This is a genomic window from Streptomyces sp. NPDC087844 (assembly GCF_044742785.1).
Classification (GTDB): domain Bacteria; phylum Actinomycetota; class Actinomycetes; order Streptomycetales; family Streptomycetaceae; genus Streptomyces.
Genome location: NZ_JBIUVD010000006.1, coordinates 315,908 through 333,348 on the forward strand (window position 1 = coordinate 315,908; position 17,441 = coordinate 333,348).

General features: G+C 69.1%; 14 protein-coding genes and 1 pseudogene. 5 read left to right on the plus strand and 10 right to left on the minus strand.

The features are described from left to right. Positions 1 to 88 precede the first annotated feature (88 nt). The gene (locus ACIOKD_RS15460) at positions 89 to 1,618 is read right to left on the minus strand and encodes a hypothetical protein (RefSeq protein WP_402083364.1); all 1,530 of its coding nucleotides are present in this window, start codon (positions 1,616 to 1,618) and stop codon (positions 89 to 91) included. A gap of 207 nt (positions 1,619 to 1,825) precedes the next feature. On the opposite strand from ACIOKD_RS15460, the gene ACIOKD_RS15465 reads away from it, so the two are divergent. Continuing rightward, the gene (locus ACIOKD_RS15465) at positions 1,826 to 2,269 is read left to right on the plus strand and encodes a DUF6924 domain-containing protein (protein ID WP_402083367.1); all 444 of its coding nucleotides are present in this window, start codon (positions 1,826 to 1,828) and stop codon (positions 2,267 to 2,269) included. 210 nt (positions 2,270 to 2,479) lie between these two features. On the opposite strand, the gene ACIOKD_RS15470 is transcribed toward ACIOKD_RS15465, so the two are convergent. The 6 genes from ACIOKD_RS15470 to ACIOKD_RS15495 form a co-directional block, all read right to left on the minus strand. Next, positions 2,480 to 3,469 (minus strand): aldo/keto reductase, encoded by a 990-nt coding sequence (locus tag ACIOKD_RS15470; protein ID WP_402083565.1) that lies wholly within the window; start codon positions 3,467 to 3,469, stop codon positions 2,480 to 2,482. Between the two features lie 68 nt (positions 3,470 to 3,537). Then, on the minus strand, positions 3,538 to 4,110 hold the full coding sequence (locus tag ACIOKD_RS15475) for a recombinase family protein (RefSeq protein ID WP_402083369.1): 573 nt from the start codon (positions 4,108 to 4,110) through the stop codon (positions 3,538 to 3,540). Between the two features lie 381 nt (positions 4,111 to 4,491). Further along, positions 4,492 to 5,031 carry a hypothetical protein gene (locus ACIOKD_RS15480; RefSeq protein WP_402083372.1) on the minus strand — a complete coding sequence of 180 codons (540 nt, stop codon included), beginning with the start codon at positions 5,029 to 5,031 and terminating at the stop codon, positions 4,492 to 4,494. Further along, positions 5,024 to 5,332, minus strand: coding sequence for a hypothetical protein (locus ACIOKD_RS15485; RefSeq protein ID WP_184763862.1), 309 nt, complete (start codon positions 5,330 to 5,332; stop codon positions 5,024 to 5,026). The genes ACIOKD_RS15480 and ACIOKD_RS15485 overlap by 8 nt, the downstream gene beginning before the upstream one ends. 440 nt (positions 5,333 to 5,772) lie before the next feature. Then, positions 5,773 to 6,729 carry an AAA family ATPase gene (locus ACIOKD_RS15490; RefSeq protein WP_402083375.1) on the minus strand — a complete coding sequence of 319 codons (957 nt, stop codon included), beginning with the start codon at positions 6,727 to 6,729 and terminating at the stop codon, positions 5,773 to 5,775. A 261-nt stretch (positions 6,730 to 6,990) separates the two neighbouring features. Then, on the minus strand, positions 6,991 to 8,640 hold the full coding sequence (locus ACIOKD_RS15495) for a recombinase family protein (RefSeq protein WP_402083377.1): 1,650 nt from the start codon (positions 8,638 to 8,640) through the stop codon (positions 6,991 to 6,993). 87 nt (positions 8,641 to 8,727) lie between these two features. Here ACIOKD_RS15495 and ACIOKD_RS15500 point away from each other — a divergent pair. Continuing rightward, positions 8,728 to 9,579, plus strand: a pseudogene (locus tag ACIOKD_RS15500) (aldo/keto reductase); the annotation flags it as partial. 458 nt (positions 9,580 to 10,037) lie between these two features. Here ACIOKD_RS15500 and ACIOKD_RS15505 read toward each other — a convergent pair. Together ACIOKD_RS15505 and ACIOKD_RS15510 are read right to left on the minus strand one after the other, a co-directional pair. Further along, a complete protein-coding gene (locus tag ACIOKD_RS15505; protein WP_402083380.1) occupies positions 10,038 to 11,387 on the minus strand; it encodes an MFS transporter in 1,350 nt (449 codons plus the stop codon). Positions 11,388 to 11,556: 169 nt separating this feature from the next. Then, the gene (locus ACIOKD_RS15510; RefSeq protein ID WP_398289754.1) at positions 11,557 to 11,994 is read right to left on the minus strand and encodes a MarR family winged helix-turn-helix transcriptional regulator; all 438 of its coding nucleotides are present in this window, start codon (positions 11,992 to 11,994) and stop codon (positions 11,557 to 11,559) included. A 164-nt stretch (positions 11,995 to 12,158) separates the two neighbouring features. Between ACIOKD_RS15510 and ACIOKD_RS15515 the strand changes: the two genes are divergently transcribed. Continuing rightward, a complete protein-coding gene (locus tag ACIOKD_RS15515; protein ID WP_210881101.1) occupies positions 12,159 to 12,341 on the plus strand; it encodes a ribbon-helix-helix protein, CopG family in 183 nt (60 codons plus the stop codon). Between the two features lie 126 nt (positions 12,342 to 12,467). Here the strand turns inward: ACIOKD_RS15515 and ACIOKD_RS15520 are convergent, their stop codons facing one another. Further along, entirely contained in the window at positions 12,468 to 13,919 is a 1,452-nt protein-coding gene (locus ACIOKD_RS15520) for an NCS2 family permease (RefSeq protein WP_402083384.1), read from the minus strand. A 144-nt stretch (positions 13,920 to 14,063) separates the two neighbouring features. Here ACIOKD_RS15520 and ACIOKD_RS15525 point away from each other — a divergent pair, with 144 nt between their 5' ends. Together ACIOKD_RS15525 and ACIOKD_RS15530 are read left to right on the plus strand one after the other, a co-directional pair. Further along, positions 14,064 to 14,312: a DUF2530 domain-containing protein gene (locus ACIOKD_RS15525; RefSeq protein WP_402083387.1), complete on the plus strand. Its 249-nt coding sequence runs from the start codon at positions 14,064 to 14,066 to the stop codon at positions 14,310 to 14,312. A gap of 666 nt (positions 14,313 to 14,978) precedes the next feature. Next, on the plus strand, positions 14,979 to 17,417 hold the full coding sequence (locus ACIOKD_RS15530; protein ID WP_402083390.1) for an HAD-IC family P-type ATPase: 2,439 nt from the start codon (positions 14,979 to 14,981) through the stop codon (positions 17,415 to 17,417). The last annotated feature ends 24 nt before the right edge of the window (positions 17,418 to 17,441 follow it).

Consider the following 17,441-nt stretch of genomic DNA (forward strand, 5'->3'; position numbering starts at 1 on the left):
CGCAAGCGTGCCTCCTTCCTGCGTTGGCTGGCCGGAGGTGGGCTGCCTGATCTCACGGGCCCCGTGGACCATCCGGACCGTCGACTCGTCAGACCCGATGCCACGCCAGATCCGACATCACGGCCATCGGCAAGGACGGATTCGCCGCCGCCGCTTCCGCCACCTGCCAGTTCGTGTCCGTGAGCAGGTCCACGATGGCCGGTGGCGGGAGGGCCGGGTGAGCGGCGGCTGTCGGTCTTGCCTGTGCGTCCGTCAGGCAGGCGAGCAGTGCCGAGGCCGGCGCCGCGTGATGCCTGGCGATCTCGCGGAACGCCTTCTGCACCACTGGATCGTGCCTGGTCAGGTCCTCCAGCAGGGCCGGGGTCGCGTCCGGGTTGGTCGCCACCTTGGCCAGGACACGTACACCGTGGCGTTCGACCATGGCGCGCAACTGCGCCTCGGTGAGGCCGGGGTGCGGGGCGAGCGCCTTGACGACCCTCGCGTCGGGGTCGTCGGCCAGCCGGTCGCGTATCCCGGGCGGCAGATCCCGTCGGTGGGCCACGAGCATGCGTGCCGCCGGGTCCGGTGACAGCGCGAGGTCTTCGATCTCGGCCGGTGAGGCGGCGGCGATGCGGGGCAGCAGAGTGGCGGCGACCTTGGCGGTTCCGGCCAGGCGAGTGAGTACGTCGAGGGGTGCACGCGGGTGGTGTGCGAGCGCGCGGCGCACGGCGGGGTCCCGGTCGTCCGCCATCGCCCGGATCAGGGCCTCGTCGAGCGCGGGATTCTCGGCGAGGTCCGCGCGAATACCGGGAGTGGGGTCCGAGGCCAGGCGTGCGCACGCCTGCCGGGGCAGGTCCTCGCGGGTGGCGAGCGCCCAGCGCAGCGGCATCGACGGGTGGTCCACGAAGCCGACGACGGCTTCGACCGGGGTGGCGGGGTTGCGGAGCGCCGCCTCCTGTGTGCGGTGGACGGTGGACTCGTGGGAGCCGTCGCAGGAAGCCCCCGACAACAGATCGCAGTCGGGGCGCGAGCACTGCGGATCGTGGACGAACGGGATGTCCTCGCGGTCGCAGACCAGACACTGCCGCGCGGTCGGCGGTCCCTCTCCCGTCAGCAGTGCCGCAAGCGCGGCGGGAGGTGTCGCCTCGTTGGCCGCGACCGCCCGGCGCACCTCGGCGTGCGGATGCGCCGCGAGCCGCGCGGTGACGTCCGGGTCCGCCGTCCACAGGGCCAGCTCGGCGACCACCCGTACGTCCGGGTCCGCCGCGAGTGTGTCCACCACGTCGAACGGGAGGCCGGGGCAAGCCGCCAGTTTCTCCCGGCGCTCATGGGCCGGGTCCGCCGCGAGGAGACGCGCCCACTCGGGATGGCTGACGCCGACGCCCCGGTCGAGCAGGGCGAGAGCGGCATCCGGCCGGACGGCGGGATCCACGTCGGCCGCGGTCAACCGGCCCTCGTACGCGAGCCGCACCGCGCTCTCCTCGACCCGCTCGGCCAGCGCGAGCACCTGTGCGCGGCTGAGGTCCGGGCGGCAGGCGAGGTCGTCGGCGAGGTCGTCGTCCGCGAGGGATATCAGCCGGTCGACCAGTTCGGACGGCAGGGCCGGATTGGCGGCGAGCCCGCACAGGATGTGATGCACAGAGGCATCCTGCCTGACGGGCGCTTCCCGGCCCCCGGTTGTCGGACCCCGTTGTCAGACTCCGCTCTCGGACCCCGTTCTCGGACTCCGCTCTCGGACCCCGTTCTCGGACTCCGCTCTCGGACCCCGTTGTCAGACCCGCCGCCTACGCTTCGGATCACCGCCAACGCGGCCTCTGGCGCCGCCTGTTGAAAAGAGAGCTGATCCGTGCGAGTGCTGCCGAAGACCGACGCCGACTACCCGCCCCTGCTGCTCGTCCGCACCGACTACCGCGACGACGACGCCTGGCAGCGGGTGCTGGCCGCCCTCGACGCGCCCTGGATCTTCGACGAGGGCGACGAGGACGACGGCCGCCTCAAGGAGGACATCCTCTGTGTGGACGACCCGGCGTGGGCGGACGCGACCCCCTCCGACGTCCTCGCCGCTCTCACCGCGCCCGAGGACGGGGAGGCTCCCGCCGAGTGCGGGTGGCCGGTGGTCTTCCTCGCCGACCACGCCGGCATGGAGGGCCCGGAACCGACACTCCTCGCGGTGAGCCCTGACCCGGAGGAGCGCACCGCGCCGTATCGCATACCGGCCCTGGAGACCCCGCACGCGATGCACTGCAACCTGGCCATCGCGAACATGGACTTCCACGAGTTCGGCGGCTAGCCCGCCCCTCCCGGCGGTCGCCGCGGAGCGAGGTGTTGCCTAGAGCGCACTCGTCAAGGTCAGCCGGCTCGTCCTCGGCACCATGAACTTCGGTCCGCAGACGGACGAGGCCGACAGTCGCATGTGGCACCACGGAGAGCGCCGACCGCCACCCCCAACTCGCCCTGCACGCAGAGCAGGAGGCAGCGGTCCACATGCAGATTTATTACTTCACCATGCGAAAGCTTCGGGGGACGGTCCCGGCCCCGGGAAGATCTCGTCGAGAGCCGCAAGGAGCTCCGCGCCCAGGTCCAGGTCGAGGGCGCGCAGCGCTGAGTCAAGCTGCTCCCGCGTGCGTGGGCCGACGATCGGTCCTGTCACGCCGGGACGGGTGAGCAGCCAGGCCAGGGCGGCCTCGCCTGGTTCGATGCCGTGCTTGTCGAGCAGGTTCTCGTACGCCTGGATCTGCTCGCGCGTGCGGGCGTCCTTGAGGGCGTCGGCGGCCCGTCCGCTCGCCCGGCGCCCCTCCGTGGCCTCCTTCTTGAGGACTCCGCCGAGCAGCCCGCCGTGCAGCGGCGACCACGGGATGACCCCGAGGCCGTAGTCCTGCGCGGCAGGAATGACCTCCATCTCGGCGCGGCGCTCGGCGAGGTTGTAGAGGCACTGCTCGCTGGCGAGCCCGACCCGGCCGTGTGTCTTCGCGTTCTCGTTGGCCTGGGCGATCTTGTAGCCGGGGAAGTTCGAGGAACCGGCGTAAAGGATCTTCCCTTGTTGGACCAGGACGTCGATCGCCTGCCAGATCTCCTCGAGCGGCGTCGAACGGTCGATGTGATGGAACTGGTAGACGTCGATGTAGTCGGTCTGGAGCCGCTTGAGGGAAGCGTCCACGGCACGGCGGATGTTCACGGCGCTGAGCCGGTCATGGTTGGGCCAGGCCGGTCCGTCGGCGCCCATGTTCCCGTAGACCTTGGTGGCCAGGACCGTCTTGTCACGACGCCCGCCGCCCTTGGCGAACCAGGTACCGACGATCTCCTCAGTGCGCCCCTTGTTCTCACCCCACCCGTACACATTTGCAGTGTCAACGAAATTCAGCCCCGCATCGAGCGCCGCATCCATGATGGTGTGGCTGGTGGCTTCATCCGTCTGCGGCCCGAAGTTCATCGTGCCGAGCACGATGCGACTGACCTTGAGTCCGGTACGTCCCAGATGCGTGTATTCCATGGCCGCCAAGCGAACCCCTTCGAGTCCACTCCACGCAAGACGTCCGGCGGGCGGCGGGTACGCCTGCCTCAGGCGCCCTCGCCGATGCGCCGGTACAGCGTGGCGCGTGAGACGCCCAGGGCCCTGGCGATGGCGTTGACGCTCTCGCCCTTGGCCCGTCTGGCGCGGGCGACCGTGAGCATGTCGTCGTTCATGACAGCGGGCCGTCCACCGGTACGCCCCTGCCCCCTGGCCGCGTCCAGCCCGGCGCGGGTGCGCTCCTTGATGAGGCTGCGCTCGAACTCTGCCATCGCTCCGACGACCTGGAGCATGAGGCGGCCGTCGGCCGTGCCGGGGTCGATGTTGGCCAGTGCACCCGTGAGCACCTTGAAGCCGATGTCCCGCTCTCGAAGGGTGTCGACCATGGACACGAGGTCGATGAGCGACCGAGCGAAGCGGTCCAGCTTCCACACGCACACACTGTCGCCGGCACGGGCGTAGTCGAGTGCTGCGTGCAGCTCTGGCCGATCGGTGTTCTTGCCGCTCGCCTTGTCCTCGAAGATGCGGGCGCAGCCTGCGTCGGCGAGCGCGTCACGCTGGAGCTGCGCCTCTTGGTCGCCGGTGGAGACGCGGGCGTACCCGATGAGCTGGCCAGTGTTCATGTTCGCCGTCACAGCCGAGACAATCTCAGAACTCGTCTCAATACGTCAAGCCTGAGGCGGGGGTTTCGAGACGGGTTTTGAACAGCGCTGGGCTCCCTTCTGGGATGCCTGATACCTCGTCTCGCAAACCTTGGTTTCTGAGACGCCCGTTTCTGAATCACGCGCTGCGCCCTGCCGGTCGCGGTGGCAACCGACGTACACCGTCTGCCTGTGCGTCGCTGTGATCTCGCGGGCCCGCTGGTAGCAAAGCCTGCCAGCCGCTCGCGCGGACGCAGCACGAGCCAGCCTTGGCGATGAGGGAAGGGGGTATGTCCCCCGGAGGGGTCTTTGCCCGACCGCCGAGTCTTACCGGCCGAGATCGCGCCACGGTTTCAGGGTTGATCAAGCTCTCACGGCATTGCGCAGGAACATCCTCACCATGGCTTCCATGTGCACTGCTGCGCCCTCGGCTTCGGGCCAGATCTCTTCTGTAAGCACATCTCGTGGCGTCCGGAGAATTTCGACGCTCCATCTGGCCGACAGCCGCAAGACCTCATTCACGGCTTCGAGGAACTCCTCATACACAAAATTGACCCCACTCTCCTCCTCCCATGACGACACTGCGGCGCGAAATCGGAGGCGCTGATCCGCGAGCCGGTCGGCGTGCATCCGTGCGTCGTGCCGCAGTTGTTGAAGCTCATGCGCAGCACCGGGGGGATCAGCCTCTCTCGCTGCGTAGTTCCAGACCTTTTTGACAGTCTCGGAGAGGCGCACCATGTTCACATACATCTCGCTGGCGGCGCGTCGACGCGGAGAGTCCGTCTGGTGCTCGACAGTGATCGAGTACTTGTCGCCGAATACCGTCTCTTCCATCGTCTGGCGATCGGCGTTGAACTGAACTCCTACGTGCTGACCCTGCTGGTCGAAGCTGCTTTCATCCACCGAGCGCCCCAAGCATTGCGGCGATCTGACTCCCGATTCCCGTGGCCAGGCTGCCCATCTCAAGCACTCGCCGCAGCCGCCCTCCCGTCTCAGCGGTGTCGCCAGACACTGCTGCATCGCGCGCGGCTACCAGCTCCGCCTGCACTTCGGGAGGCAAGGGTGGCTCCGTCTGGTGAGCCTGCGCCAGAACGTTTTCCACCCCAGCAGCAATGTCGGCCATCGAGGCCGACGATCCAACGATCATGTTCTCAGCGTTGTGCTGAACGCCGACAGTCTGGTTGTGCTGGTTGAAGGTTGCCACGCGGTCACGGTACGGCGCACGCGGCACTCTGAACAACGCGTTCACAGTCTCAACTTTCGTACTCTGCTGCCTCGTTCGAGTAGGAGTGGCGGCGGCGGACCAAGGGGCCATGCCCCGAGGGGCGCTGTCGCGCCCTACAGCCGTTTTACTGTCGAGCCGCACAAGCTCTGTCGGCCCCGAAAGGGGCCGCACATCTGTCAGCCGTCTTCCGATGTGGCGGCCTTCCGGCCGCCCCTGCTGCTTACCTCTTCGTCGTTGCACGGCTTCTGGCTTCGCTGTTCGCCAGAGGTCTGCGTGCTGGTCGGCCGCAGGCCGCCAGAGGTCAGACGGCTGACGTACTTACGTAAGTGAAGTGAGGAGCGAGGCTTGCCGAGCGGAGCGAGGTAGCTGGTGGTGGTGACCGCTTCCTGTAAAGGGGGAGCCATCACCACCACCAGCGCTCAGGCCGTGGCGGCAGGCTTTCGGACCCAGCGTCCGCCGACACGCTCCAGCCGGTCCCTGAGCTTCGGCCGTACGGTCTCGGGCTTCCTGTCGACAATGGGCGCGTAGCGCCTCGACAGCGCGAGCGCCGACTCCTCTTCCGGCTGTTCCTCGATGATCCGCGCGACGAGGTCTTCGCCCCAGGTCTTCGCCTTGGGCAGGCTGACGACCTTGAGTCCCGGCTGCACTCGCTCCCAGACGGGGATTTCCGAGCCGTTACTCGCCGTCCTCATGGTGACTGCGATGTCGAGATCGCTCTTGGCCCAGTTGATCGCGGTCTGGATGCTGCGCCCCTTCTTGGACTTCCGCAGGACGATGACGCCGCGGACGCCTCCGGCCATCGCCCGCCCGCCAATGGGAGCGGAGGCCGTGGTGAGCCCCTCGCCGTTACCCTTCGGCGTGTGCGTCACCGCGAGCACGGGGATGCCGGACTTGCTGATCGGCTTGAGCTTGTCGATGGTGTTCCGGGCCGTGACGGAGGAGGCGACGTCCTCACCGTCACCGAGGGCGCCCAGCACGTTGTCGAGGACGAAGAGGTCGGCGCCCAGCGTCAGGAGGTCGTCGCGGACGCCCTGCCAGTAGCCGGGCTGGCTGGTGTCTTCCACGGGGAAGACGGTGACGGAGTCCCTCGGGACTGCGCCGTGCAGCCGCTCGCGGAGTTCCCCCTCGGCGCCGTCGTCGGTGAGGCCGAAGACGATGTTGCGGCAGAGGCGCAGCACGGGGAGACCGAGGAATTCGTCGGCTCCGTTCAGGAGGGCGGCGGACATCCCAGCGGCGAAGTTCGTCTTCCCGGCCTTGGGCTCGCCGGCGAGCATGGTGATGTTGCTGGTGAGCAGGTCGCCAATGAGGAACGCCTGCTCGTACGGGACGTGCTCGATCTCGTGGAGCTTGCGCCCCTTGGTGGTGATGGCTCCCACGGTTTGTCGGGCCCCTTCCTGTGAGGCGCACGAATGCGCCGGTAACCCCCGCCGGACGGCGGGACATGTGCCTCCCTTTCTTCGCGGGGGGACCGGCGCCGGACGGCGCGGTCTCTCATCACAGGTGGCGCCCAGGGCGTGATGCCCGGACTCGGTCTCGTGCGGTCGGGAGCGACGGCGACGACCTGCCGGGCATCCTACAAAGGCCGAGAGGACCCTGCGTTCGGGGGCCCCCTCGGTTCCTCTCGCCCTTCGGCTTCGTCACTCTTCGCTGCGAATCGCTGCCATGTTGCGTACTCGCTGCTTGAAGTCCATCGGGATCAGAACCTGAACCCGTCCGACAGAGTGCTGCCACATGCCGTCATGGCCGTCCACGGACATGGCCTGCGCGGCCGTCATCCCCCGGATCGGCTCTGCGTGGATGACAGCCTTGGCCCCTGCGGCACGGAGCTCCTTGCCCTTCTCGTGCTGGGTCGACAGCTTGCTCCACCGCTCCCGGTAGGTCTCTCCCGTGGGGATCTCCTCCCAGGTGTCCGGTCGTGTGGGCTGGGCGATGAGTTGCTCGCGTCGCGCGTCCAGCCGCTTGTACGTCTCGCGGTACTCCTGCTTGCCCAGCTCACTGGAGTAGAGGCCCGCCTCGCGGTCTTCCCGCAGGTCCGCCAGGGCACGGTTCACTTCCTCGATGTCGCGCGTGTAGTCCACCCCCGGACGGAAGACCTTCCGGACGATCTCGACGTCCCCTGCGGCGAGGAGGAACGCCTTCTCCACGGCGTCCTCCAGCGTGTGAGCCGCAATGCCCTTGCTTCCGGTCGGGCACGGCTTGTGGGTGGTCCGCGAGGCGCAGCGGTAGTAGGGCCAGTTACGGCCGGGGCCGAGATACGCGGGTTCCCCACAGGTGCAGAACGCAACCCGGAGCAGGGGTGAGCCGCCCTTGCGGTTTCCGTTGCGCTGACTGGTGTTCTCGTCCAGCTTCTTGTTGGCCAACTCCCACTCCTCCTGCGTGATCAAGGGCTCCGCGCGCTGAAGAGGCTGGCCATCGGCGTCCCGGACGACTCGGGTCCGCTTCACCTTCTTCCCGTCAACCATCACTTCCTCAGTCACTTCCATCTGCCCCAGGACACAGCGGGAGCGCACGACCTTGGACGTGTTCGCGGCGGTCCAGCGGCTCCCCTTCGGGGTCTTGCCGCTCCGGATCATCTGGGCGTCCAGGGACGTCGGGGTCTTGGACGTGTCCTCGTTGAGCCACTGCGCGATGCTGTTCGCCGACTCACCTTCGATGAGACGGCGAACGATCTCGCGAAGCGTCCCGGCCGTGTCCGTTCCGTAGTCGTCCGGCACCAGCTTCCACCCCTCGCCGGTCTCCTGCTTCTCCTCGCGGTACCCATACGGAGTGCGGCCACCGCGCCAGCGTCCCTCCTTGACCAGGTGGTTGTAGGACGACTTGGCCCGCGCCTTGATGGCTTCGAGCTCCCCCTCCGCGAAGGACGCGATCAGGCTCAGGAGGAGCTTCCCCATCTGCGTGCTCAGGTTGATCCCGTCCTCGACGGTGGCTACCTCCTTGCCGTTCTTCTCGCACCACTCCAGGAGGGTGTGCACGTGCAGCACGCGCCGCGAGAGGCGGTCGATCTTCAGCGCGCAGAGGATGTCGTACTCATCGGCGCGCGACTCCTCCATCGCGATCCTGTGCTCGATCGCGCTGACCTCCTTTCCGATGGTCGAAGGCAGCCACTTGCCGAACTCCGGGCGCTTCCACGGCTCTACCCCGCCAGACACGTCGATGTCCTCGACCCATCCCACGACGACGTGCCCCTCCTGGTCGGCCCATCGCTGGATGGACCGACGCTGACGCTCCGGCGATGTGGTCTCGTCCGACACCCTCGACAGACGGACCACACCCAGAACTCTCGCCATGCTCGTTCTCCCTCCCCCCTGCAGCACGCATCGTGCACAAGGGGTAACAGTATGTAGTTCGGATCGTGGCGTCAAAATTGATCTTTGGACACCGCCAACTTGTACGGCTGGGGCGCGAACAAGGGCCGTACCGAGGAGATCGTCGGGAGCTGGTTCGCCAAGGGCGGGGAGCGGCGCGACAAGGTCGTGCTCGCCACCAAGGTGTACGGCAACATGGCCGCCGACGGCGACGCCTGGCCCAACCACGACAAGCTTTCCGCCCTCAACATCCGGCGGGCGGTGGACGCCAGCCTGAAGCGGCTGAGAACCGACTACATAGACGTCTACCAGTTCCACCACATCGACCGCAGCACCCCGTTCGAGGAGATCTGGCAGGCCGTCGACGTCCTGGTCCAGCAGGGCAAGATCCTCTACGCCGGGTCGTCCAACTTCCCCGGCTACAAGATCGCCCAGGCCAACGAGATCGCGGCGAGGCGCGGCGGCACCATCGGCCTCGTAAGCGAGCAGTGCCTCTACAACCTCGCGGAGCGCCGCGCCGAGATGGAGGTCATCCCGGCCGCGCAGGAGTACGGGCTCGGCGTCATCCCGTGGTCGCCGCTGAACGGCGGTCTGCTGGGCGGGGTCCTCAAGAAGGAGACCGAGGGCGGGCGCCGGGCGAGCGGCCGGGCCGCCGACACCCTCGCCGACCCCGCCGGCCGCGCGCGGATCCAGTCGTACGAGGACCTGCTCGACAAGCACGGCATCGAGCCCGGCGAAGCGGCCCTGGCCTGGCTGCTGACCCGCCCCGGCGTCACGGGCCCGATCGTCGGCCCGCGCACCGCCGAACAGCTGGAGTCCGCGCTCCGAGCCGTCGACCTGGAGCTGAGTGACGAGGTCCTGACCGGCCTGGACGAAATCTTCCCGGGCACGGGCCCGTCCCCGGAGGCCTTCGCCTGGTAGCCGCCACCTAGCCGCCACATAGCCGCCACCTGGATGGGCTGCCCCGGCAGGGGCGCCCTGAGGTGGTGCCCCGAAGGGGCGCGGGGCTGTGACGTATGCGGCTCCGCCGCGTGGGCACGGCCGGCCACGACGCGTCCGCAGCCGCGCGCCACGGAACGGCACCGCGGCGAGGCGGCGGCCGTCACCCGCCGACGGCCGCCGCCAGAGCCACCACGACGAACATCAGCACAAGCACACCGGCCATGATCCGGTTCCGCGTCTTGGGGTCCACGCACCGAGCGTAACCGCCCTCCCTCAGACACCCCCGCCTCGGGGTCCGCCGAGGGGCAGAGGCAGGGGCGCAGCCCTGTCCTTGAGGGGCATCTTGAGGGGCGCGGGGAACTGCGCTCCCAGCCACCACCGGGTCGGCACCCACCTGCAAACCTGGGCCCGCCCGATCCGCCGACCGGCCCGGCGGGCTACGCCGCCGTGGCCAGCTCCCGCTCCCGCGGGACGAACCGGACCTGCGGGTGGCCGTGGTGCCAGCCCACCGACAGGCGCAGGCCGCCCACACGGGCCAGGACCAGACCGACGGTGGCCGCCGCCAGCGCCGAGACGACTCCGCCCATGGCGAAGCCCACCCGGGGCCCGTACGCGTCCGTGATCCAGCCGACCACGGGTGCGCCCAGCGGCGTACCGCCCATGAAGACCATCATGAACAGCGCCATGACACGGCCGCGCATGGCGGGGTCGGTACCCATCTGGACGGCCGTGTTGGCCGTGACGTTGACCGTCAGGCCGGCCATCCCGATGGGGACCATGAGGGCGGCGAAGAGCCAGTACGACGGGGCCAGCGAGGCCACGATCTCCAGGACTCCGAAGGCGACGGCGGCGGCGATCAGCACGCGCAGCCGGGTCGTGCCGCGCCGGGCGGCGAGCAGCGCGCCCGCGACCGATCCCACGGCCATGAGCGTGTTGAAGAGGCTGTACGCGCCCGCGCCGCCGTGGAAGACGTCGTCCGCGTAGGCCGACAGCCAGACGGGGAAGTTGAAGCCGAAGGTGCCGATGAACCCGACGAGGACGATCGGCCAGATCAGTTCGGGACGGCCGGCGACATAGCGCAGGCCCTCGCGGAGCTGGCCCTTGCCGCGCGGGGTGCGCTCGACCTGGTTCAGCTCGCTGGAGCGCATCAGGAGCAGACCCGCGACGGGCGCGACGAACGACAGTCCGTTGAGCAGGAACGCCCAGCCCGTGCCCACACCGGTGATGAGCAGGCCCGCGACGGCGGGGCCGACCAGACGGGCGGACTGGAAGTTGGCGGAGTTGAGGCTCACCGCGTTCTGCAGCTGGCCGGGGCCGACCATCTCGGCGACGAAGGACTGCCGTGCCGGGTTGTCGATCACCGTGGCGAGGCCGACGGCGAAGGCGGCGACGTAGACGTGCCAGACCTGGACGTGTCCGGTGAGGGTCAGGAAGGCCAGTGCGATGCCGGTGAGGCCCATCGCGGTCTGCGTGGCGAGCAGCGTCGGGCGCTTCGGCAGGCGGTCGACGAGGACTCCGCCGTAGAGGCCGAAGAGCAGCATCGGCAGGAACTGCAGGGCCGTGGTGAAACCGACGGCGGCGGACGAGCCGGTGAGGCTCAGTACCAGCCAGTCCTGGGCGATCCGCTGCATCCAGGTGCCGGTGTTCGAGACGACCTGGCCGGTGAAGAACAGACGGTAGTTCCTGATCTTCAGCGAGCTGAACATCGAGGAGCGGGTCTTGGGGGCGTGCGGGGTGTCGTGGGCGGCAGGTGCGGGGGCGGAGTCTGCTCCGGGTCCCGTACTCAACGGCGTTCGCCTCCTTGCGTGGTGCGTGCGGTGCTGGTGGTTCTGGTGGTGCGGTGGTGCGGGTGATTCGGTGGTGCGGGTGGTTCTAGTGGTGCGGGCCCCATGACTGTCGGCTGTTGTCAGCAGTTGTAGGGACCGGCAACCGCTGACAACAGGTGCCCGCACATGCCTACAGGTGCGCGAGTTTTTCCAGTACTGGGGCGGCTTCGCGGAGCTTGGCCCACTCGTCCTCGTCCAGGCTGTCGACGAGGGAGGCCAGCCACGCGTTCCGCTTCTTGCGGCTCTCCGCGAGCATGGCCTCCGCGCGCTCGGTCTGCGTGACGACCTTCTGGCGGCGGTCGTCCGGGTGCGCTTCGAGACGGACCAGACCCTTCGCCTCCAGCAGCGCCACAATGCGGGTCATCGAGGGCGGCTGCACGTGCTCCTTGCGGGCGAGTTCGCCCGGCGTGGCCGTGCCGCAGCGGGCGAGGGTGCCCAGGACCGACATCTCGGTCGGGCTCAGCGACTCGTCGACCCGCTGGTGCTTGAGTCGGCGCGACAGACGCATCACGGCGGAGCGCAGGGAGTTCACGGCGGCAACGTCGTCGCCATGGGTGAGGTCAGGCATGTTCTTTAGAGTAACTCATTACCCTGCCTAAAGACCACCGCGACGCCCCACGAACGGCCGTGAGTCCGGCCACGCACCCCCGCGCCAACCCTTACTTCACCCATACGAGTGAGGCAGGCGCGGAAAGTGACACAGAACACGCCCCGGCCGCGACCCTCGTACCCATGGGGACCACTGTGCTCAGCCTTCGGATAGACGAGGAGCTGCTCGACCGGCTCCGGCAGCACGCGGCGAAAAGAGGAATGAGCGTCCAGGACTATGTCGTCCGGACGCTCATTCGCGATGACTTCGACGAGCGGTTCTCGACCGCGGTCGAGGAGACGGAGAAGTTCTACGGGGTTCCGTGAGCCCCGGGCCCGTAAGCTCCGGGCTTGTGAGCTCCGGGCTTGTGAGCTCCGGGCCCGTGAGCCGCGGGCCCATCGGCCCGGTCAGGTCAGGCCCGGTCGGGTTAGGCCCGGTTAGGTCACGCCCGGTCAGGTCAGGCCCAGCGCCGGCATCAGGTAGTAGAAGGCGAAGACCGCCGACACCACGTACATGGCGACCGGCACGTCGCGTCCGCGCCCGGTCGCCAGCCGCAGCACGACGAACGTGATGAAGCCCATGCCGATGCCGTTCGTGATCGAGTACGTGAACGGCATCATCAGCATCGTCACGAACGCAGGGATCGCGATCGTGTGGTCGGCCCAGTCGATCTGCCGGATGGAGCCGGACAGGATCAGGAAGCCGACCGCGAGCAGCGCCGGGGTGGCGGCCTGCGACGGGACCATCGTGGCGATCGGGGTCAGGAAGAGGGCGACGGCGAAGAGCGCGCCGGTGACCACGTTCGCGAAGCCGGTGCGCGCGCCCTCGCCGACGCCCGCCGTGGACTCCACGAAGCAGGTGGTCGCGGACGAGGAGGTCGCGCCGCCCGCGGCGACCGCGATGCCGTCGACGAAGAGCACCTTGCTGATGCCCGGCATGTTGCCGTCCTTGTCGGTCAGCTTCGCCTCGTCGCCGATGCCCATGATCGTGCCCATCGCGTCGAAGAAGCACGACAGCAGGACCGTGAAGACGAACAGCACGCCGGTCAGTACGCCGACCTTGCCGAAGCCGCCGAAGAGGCTGACCTGGCCGACGAGGCCGAAGTCGGGGCTCGCGACCGGGTTGCCGGGCCACTTCGGGGTGGTCAGGCCCCAGGAGGGCACTTTCGCGACCGCGTTGATCACCACGGCGACGACCGTCATCGCGACGATCGAGATGAGGATGGCGCCCGGCACCTTGCGCACGATCAGCGCGAGCGTGAGGAGCGTGCCGAGGACGAAGACCAGGACGGGCCAGCCGTTCAGGTGCCCGGTCGCGCCGAGCTGCAGCGGCACGGTCGTCTGGGCCACGTCCGGGATACGGGAGACGAAGCCCGCGTCGACCAGGCCGATCAGCATGATGAAGAGGCCGATGCCGATCGCGATGCCCTTGCGCAGGCCGAGCGGTACGGCGTTCATGACACGTTCGCGCAGACCGGTGGCGACGAGCAGCATGACCACGAGGCCCGCGAGCACCACCATGCCCATCGCGTCCGGCCAGGACATCCGGGGTGCCAGCTGCAGCGCGACGACGGTGTTCACGCCGAGGCCGGCCGCGAGGGCGATCGGTACGTTGCCGATGACGCCCATCAGGAGCGTGGTGAAGGCGGCGGTCAGCGCGGTCGCGGTGACCAGCTGGCCGTTGTCGAGCTGGTGCCCGTACATGTCCTTCGCGCTGCCCAGGATGATCGGGTTCAGCACGATGATGTAGGCCATCGCGAAGAAGGTGGCGAGACCGCCGCGGATCTCGCGCGGCAGGGTGCTGCCGCGCTCGGAGATCTTGAAGTAGCGGTCGAGGGCGCTGCGGGCGGACGCGGGGTCCGGCTCGTCGGGCGCGGAAGCCTTGGCGGGGGCCGAGGTGGGCATGGGGGGACCTTTTGGAGTTTCGTACGAGCGAAATTGGCCAGAGTCAGGCAGATTCAGTATGAACATATGACGGCTTTGGCGCTATCTCCGCGCGTAGACCGCTGTGGCGTCTGCACTCCTTTGCCCTCCTCGTAAGCTGTTCCCATGGCGAAGTGGACACCGACACACGAGGCACCGGAACCGCTGGAGGGTCCCGTGGTGGCCACCGTTACGGGTGGTGCGATCCTCTGGTTCGTCCTCTTCCTGGTTCAGCTGCCGTTCTACGGCTGGCTCGACGACCACGGGCACCTGTGGTGGCTTTGGACGTGCCTGGCGGGGGCGGGGCTGGGTTTGATCGGCATCTGGTACGTGCGGGGTCGTGAGGCGGCGATCAAACGGGCCTCCGCACCGTAGGGGGTGGGGTTGCTTAGCCGCGTGCGTCGGGTGCGGCCGAGTGAGGGCGACCCGCGCCGTTCCCCGCGCCCCCAAAAAACAGGGCTGCGCCCCAACGTGCGTCGAGTGCGGCCAGGCCGGGGCGACCCGCGCCGTTCCCCGCGCCCCCGAAAAACAGGGCTGCGCCCCAACGTGCGTCGAGTGCGGCCAGGCCGGGGTGACCCGCGCCGTTCCCCGCGCCCCTAAAGCGGGGCTGCGCCCCAGCTTTCCCCTCGCCGGGCGCCGCGATGCCCTGAGGGGCGCGAGGAACCGCGCGGCCAGCCCCGTACGGCCCGCACACGACATCGGACGCCGCCCCTCACCCCCTAGGGGCGCGGGGAACTGCGCGCTCAACCCCGTCCGGCCCGCACACGACGTCCAACGCCGACCCCTCACCCCCTAGGGGCGCGGGGAACTGCGCGCTCAACCCCGTCCGGCCCGCGGACGACATTCAGCACCGCGGCCCCACCTCCCCCAGGGGCGCGAGGAACCGCGCGACCGGCCGTCGCGTGCCCGTAGGCAACGCGCGGCCCGCTTCGGTGAAGGCAGCCCCGGCGTACTACCACAGCAGCATCAGCGCTCCTCCGCTGGTCGGATGTTGCCGCACTCACCGGGTGCAGCCGCATGTCCCGCCGTACCGTCGAAGGCATGACGCACATCGACGCGGGCGCCGAACTCGACCCCGTGCACCCCGTCCCGCTCCCCGCAAGCGCGCACGCGAACGCGAAGGGCCTCACCGCCGCCGAGGTCGCCGAGCGCGTCGCCCGGGGTGAGGTCAACGACGTCCCCGTGCGCAGCAGCCGCTCCACCGCCGACATCGTCCGGGCCAACATCTTCACCCGGTTCAACGCCATCATCGGCGTGCTCTGGCTGATCATGCTGATCGTCGCCCCGTTCCAGGACAGCCTGTTCGGCTACGTGATCCTCGCGAACACCGGCATCGGCATCATCCAGGAACTGCGCGCGAAGAAGACCCTGGACTCCCTGGCGGTCATCGGCGAGTCCCGCCCGACCGTCCGCCGGGACGGCACCGCCACCCCCATCGGCACCTCCGAGATCGTGCTGGGCGACCTGATAGAGATCGGGCCCGGCGACAAGATCGTCGTGGACGGCGAGTGCGCCGAGGCAGACGGCCTGGAGATCGACGAGTCCCTGCTCACCGGCGAGGCCGACCCGGTCGTCAAACAGCCCGGCGACCAGGTCATGTCGGGCAGCTTCGTGGTCGCGGGCGGCGGCGCGTTCAGCGCGACGAAGGTGGGCCGCGAGGCGTACGCGGCGCAACTCGCCGAGGAGGCCAGCCGTTTCACCCTCGTCCACTCCGAACTGCGTACCGGCATCTCCACGATCCTCAAGTACGTGACGTGGATGCTGATCCCGGCCGCCGTGGGCCTCGCCATCACCCAACTCGTCAGCAAGGACAACGACTTCAAGGACTCGGTCGCGCGCGCCGTCGGCGGCATCGTGCCCATGGTCCCCGAAGGCCTGGTCCTGCTCACCTCGGTCGCCTTCGCCATAGGCGTCGTCCGGCTCGGCCGGAAACAGTGCCTGGTACAGGAACTCCCGGCCATCGAGGGCCTCGCCCGCGTCGACACGGTCTGCCTCGACAAGACGGGCACGCTCACCGAGGGCGGCATGGACGTCACCGAGCTGCGGCCCCTGGGGGACGAGGACAAGGACGGCGGCGACGAGGCGTACGTACGCAAGGTGCTGGGCGCTCTCGGCGCCTCCGACTCCCGCCCGAACGCATCCCTGAAGGCGATCATCGACGCCTACCCGGACAGCGGGGACTGGCGCGGCGAGGGCGCACTGCCCTTCTCCTCCGCGCGCAAGTACAGCGGGGCGTCCTTCGACGAGGGCGAGGGCGGGGACGAAGGCCGGGTGACCACCTGGCTGCTGGGCGCCCCCGACGTGCTGCTCGCCGACGACGACCCGGTGCTCGCCGAGACCGAACAGCTCAACGAACAGGGGCTACGGGTCCTGCTGCTCGCCCGTGCCGTCCGGGACCTCGACGACCCTCGGGTGCAGGAGGGCGCGCGGCCTACCGCGCTCGTCGTCCTGGAGCAGCGGCTGCGGCCCGACGCGGCCGACACCCTGCGGTACTTCGACGAGCAGGACGTACGCGCCAAGGTGATCTCCGGCGACAACGCCGTGTCGGTCGGCGCGGTCGCCGCGAAACTCGGGCTGCCCGGTGCCTCCGCGACGGTCGACGCGCGCCGGCTGCCCGCCGACCGGGAGGAGATGGCCGAGGCGCTGGACGAGGGCTCGGTGTTCGGGCGGGTCACCCCGCAGCAGAAGCGCGAGATGGTGGGCGCGCTCCAGTCGCGCGGGCACACGGTGGCGATGACCGGCGACGGCGTGAACGACGTGCTCGCCCTCAAGGACGCCGACATCGGTGTCGCGATGGGCTCGGGCTCGGAGGCCACCAAGGCGGTCGCCCAGATCGTGCTGCTCGACAACAGCTTCGCGACGCTGCCCTCGGTGGTCGCGGAGGGACGCCGGGTCATCGGGAACATCACGCGTGTCGCCACGCTCTTCCTGGTCAAGACGGTGTACTCGGTGCTGCTCGCGGTGCTGGTGGTGTGCTGCCAGGTGGAGTACCCGTTCCTGCCGCGGCACCTGACGCTGCTGTCGACGCTGACGATCGGGGTGCCGGCGTTCTTCCTGGCACTCGCGCCCAACAAGGAGCGGGCCCGGCCGCATTTCGTGCGGCGGGTGATGCGGTACTCGATCCCGGGCGGGGTGGTGGCGGGGCTGGCCACGTTCACGACGTACCTGCTCGCCCGGCACCACTACACCGGGGAGGGAGCGCTGGACGCGGAGACGAGCGCGGCGACGCTGACGCTGTTCCTGGTGTCCATGTGGGTGCTGGCGATCGTGGCGCGGCCGTACACGTGGTGGCGGGTGGGTCTCGTGGCCGCGATGGGGATCGGGTTTCTGCTGGTGCTGGTGGTGCCGTGGCTGCAGGACTTCTTCGCGCTACGGCTGGTCGGCACGGTGCTGCCGTGGACGGCGGTGGGCGTCGCGGCGGTGGCGGCGGCCGCCCTGGAGTTCCTGTGGCGGTGGGTGGACCGCCGCGTTCCCGCCTGAGCGGGAACGGGCGGGTTTCCCGCA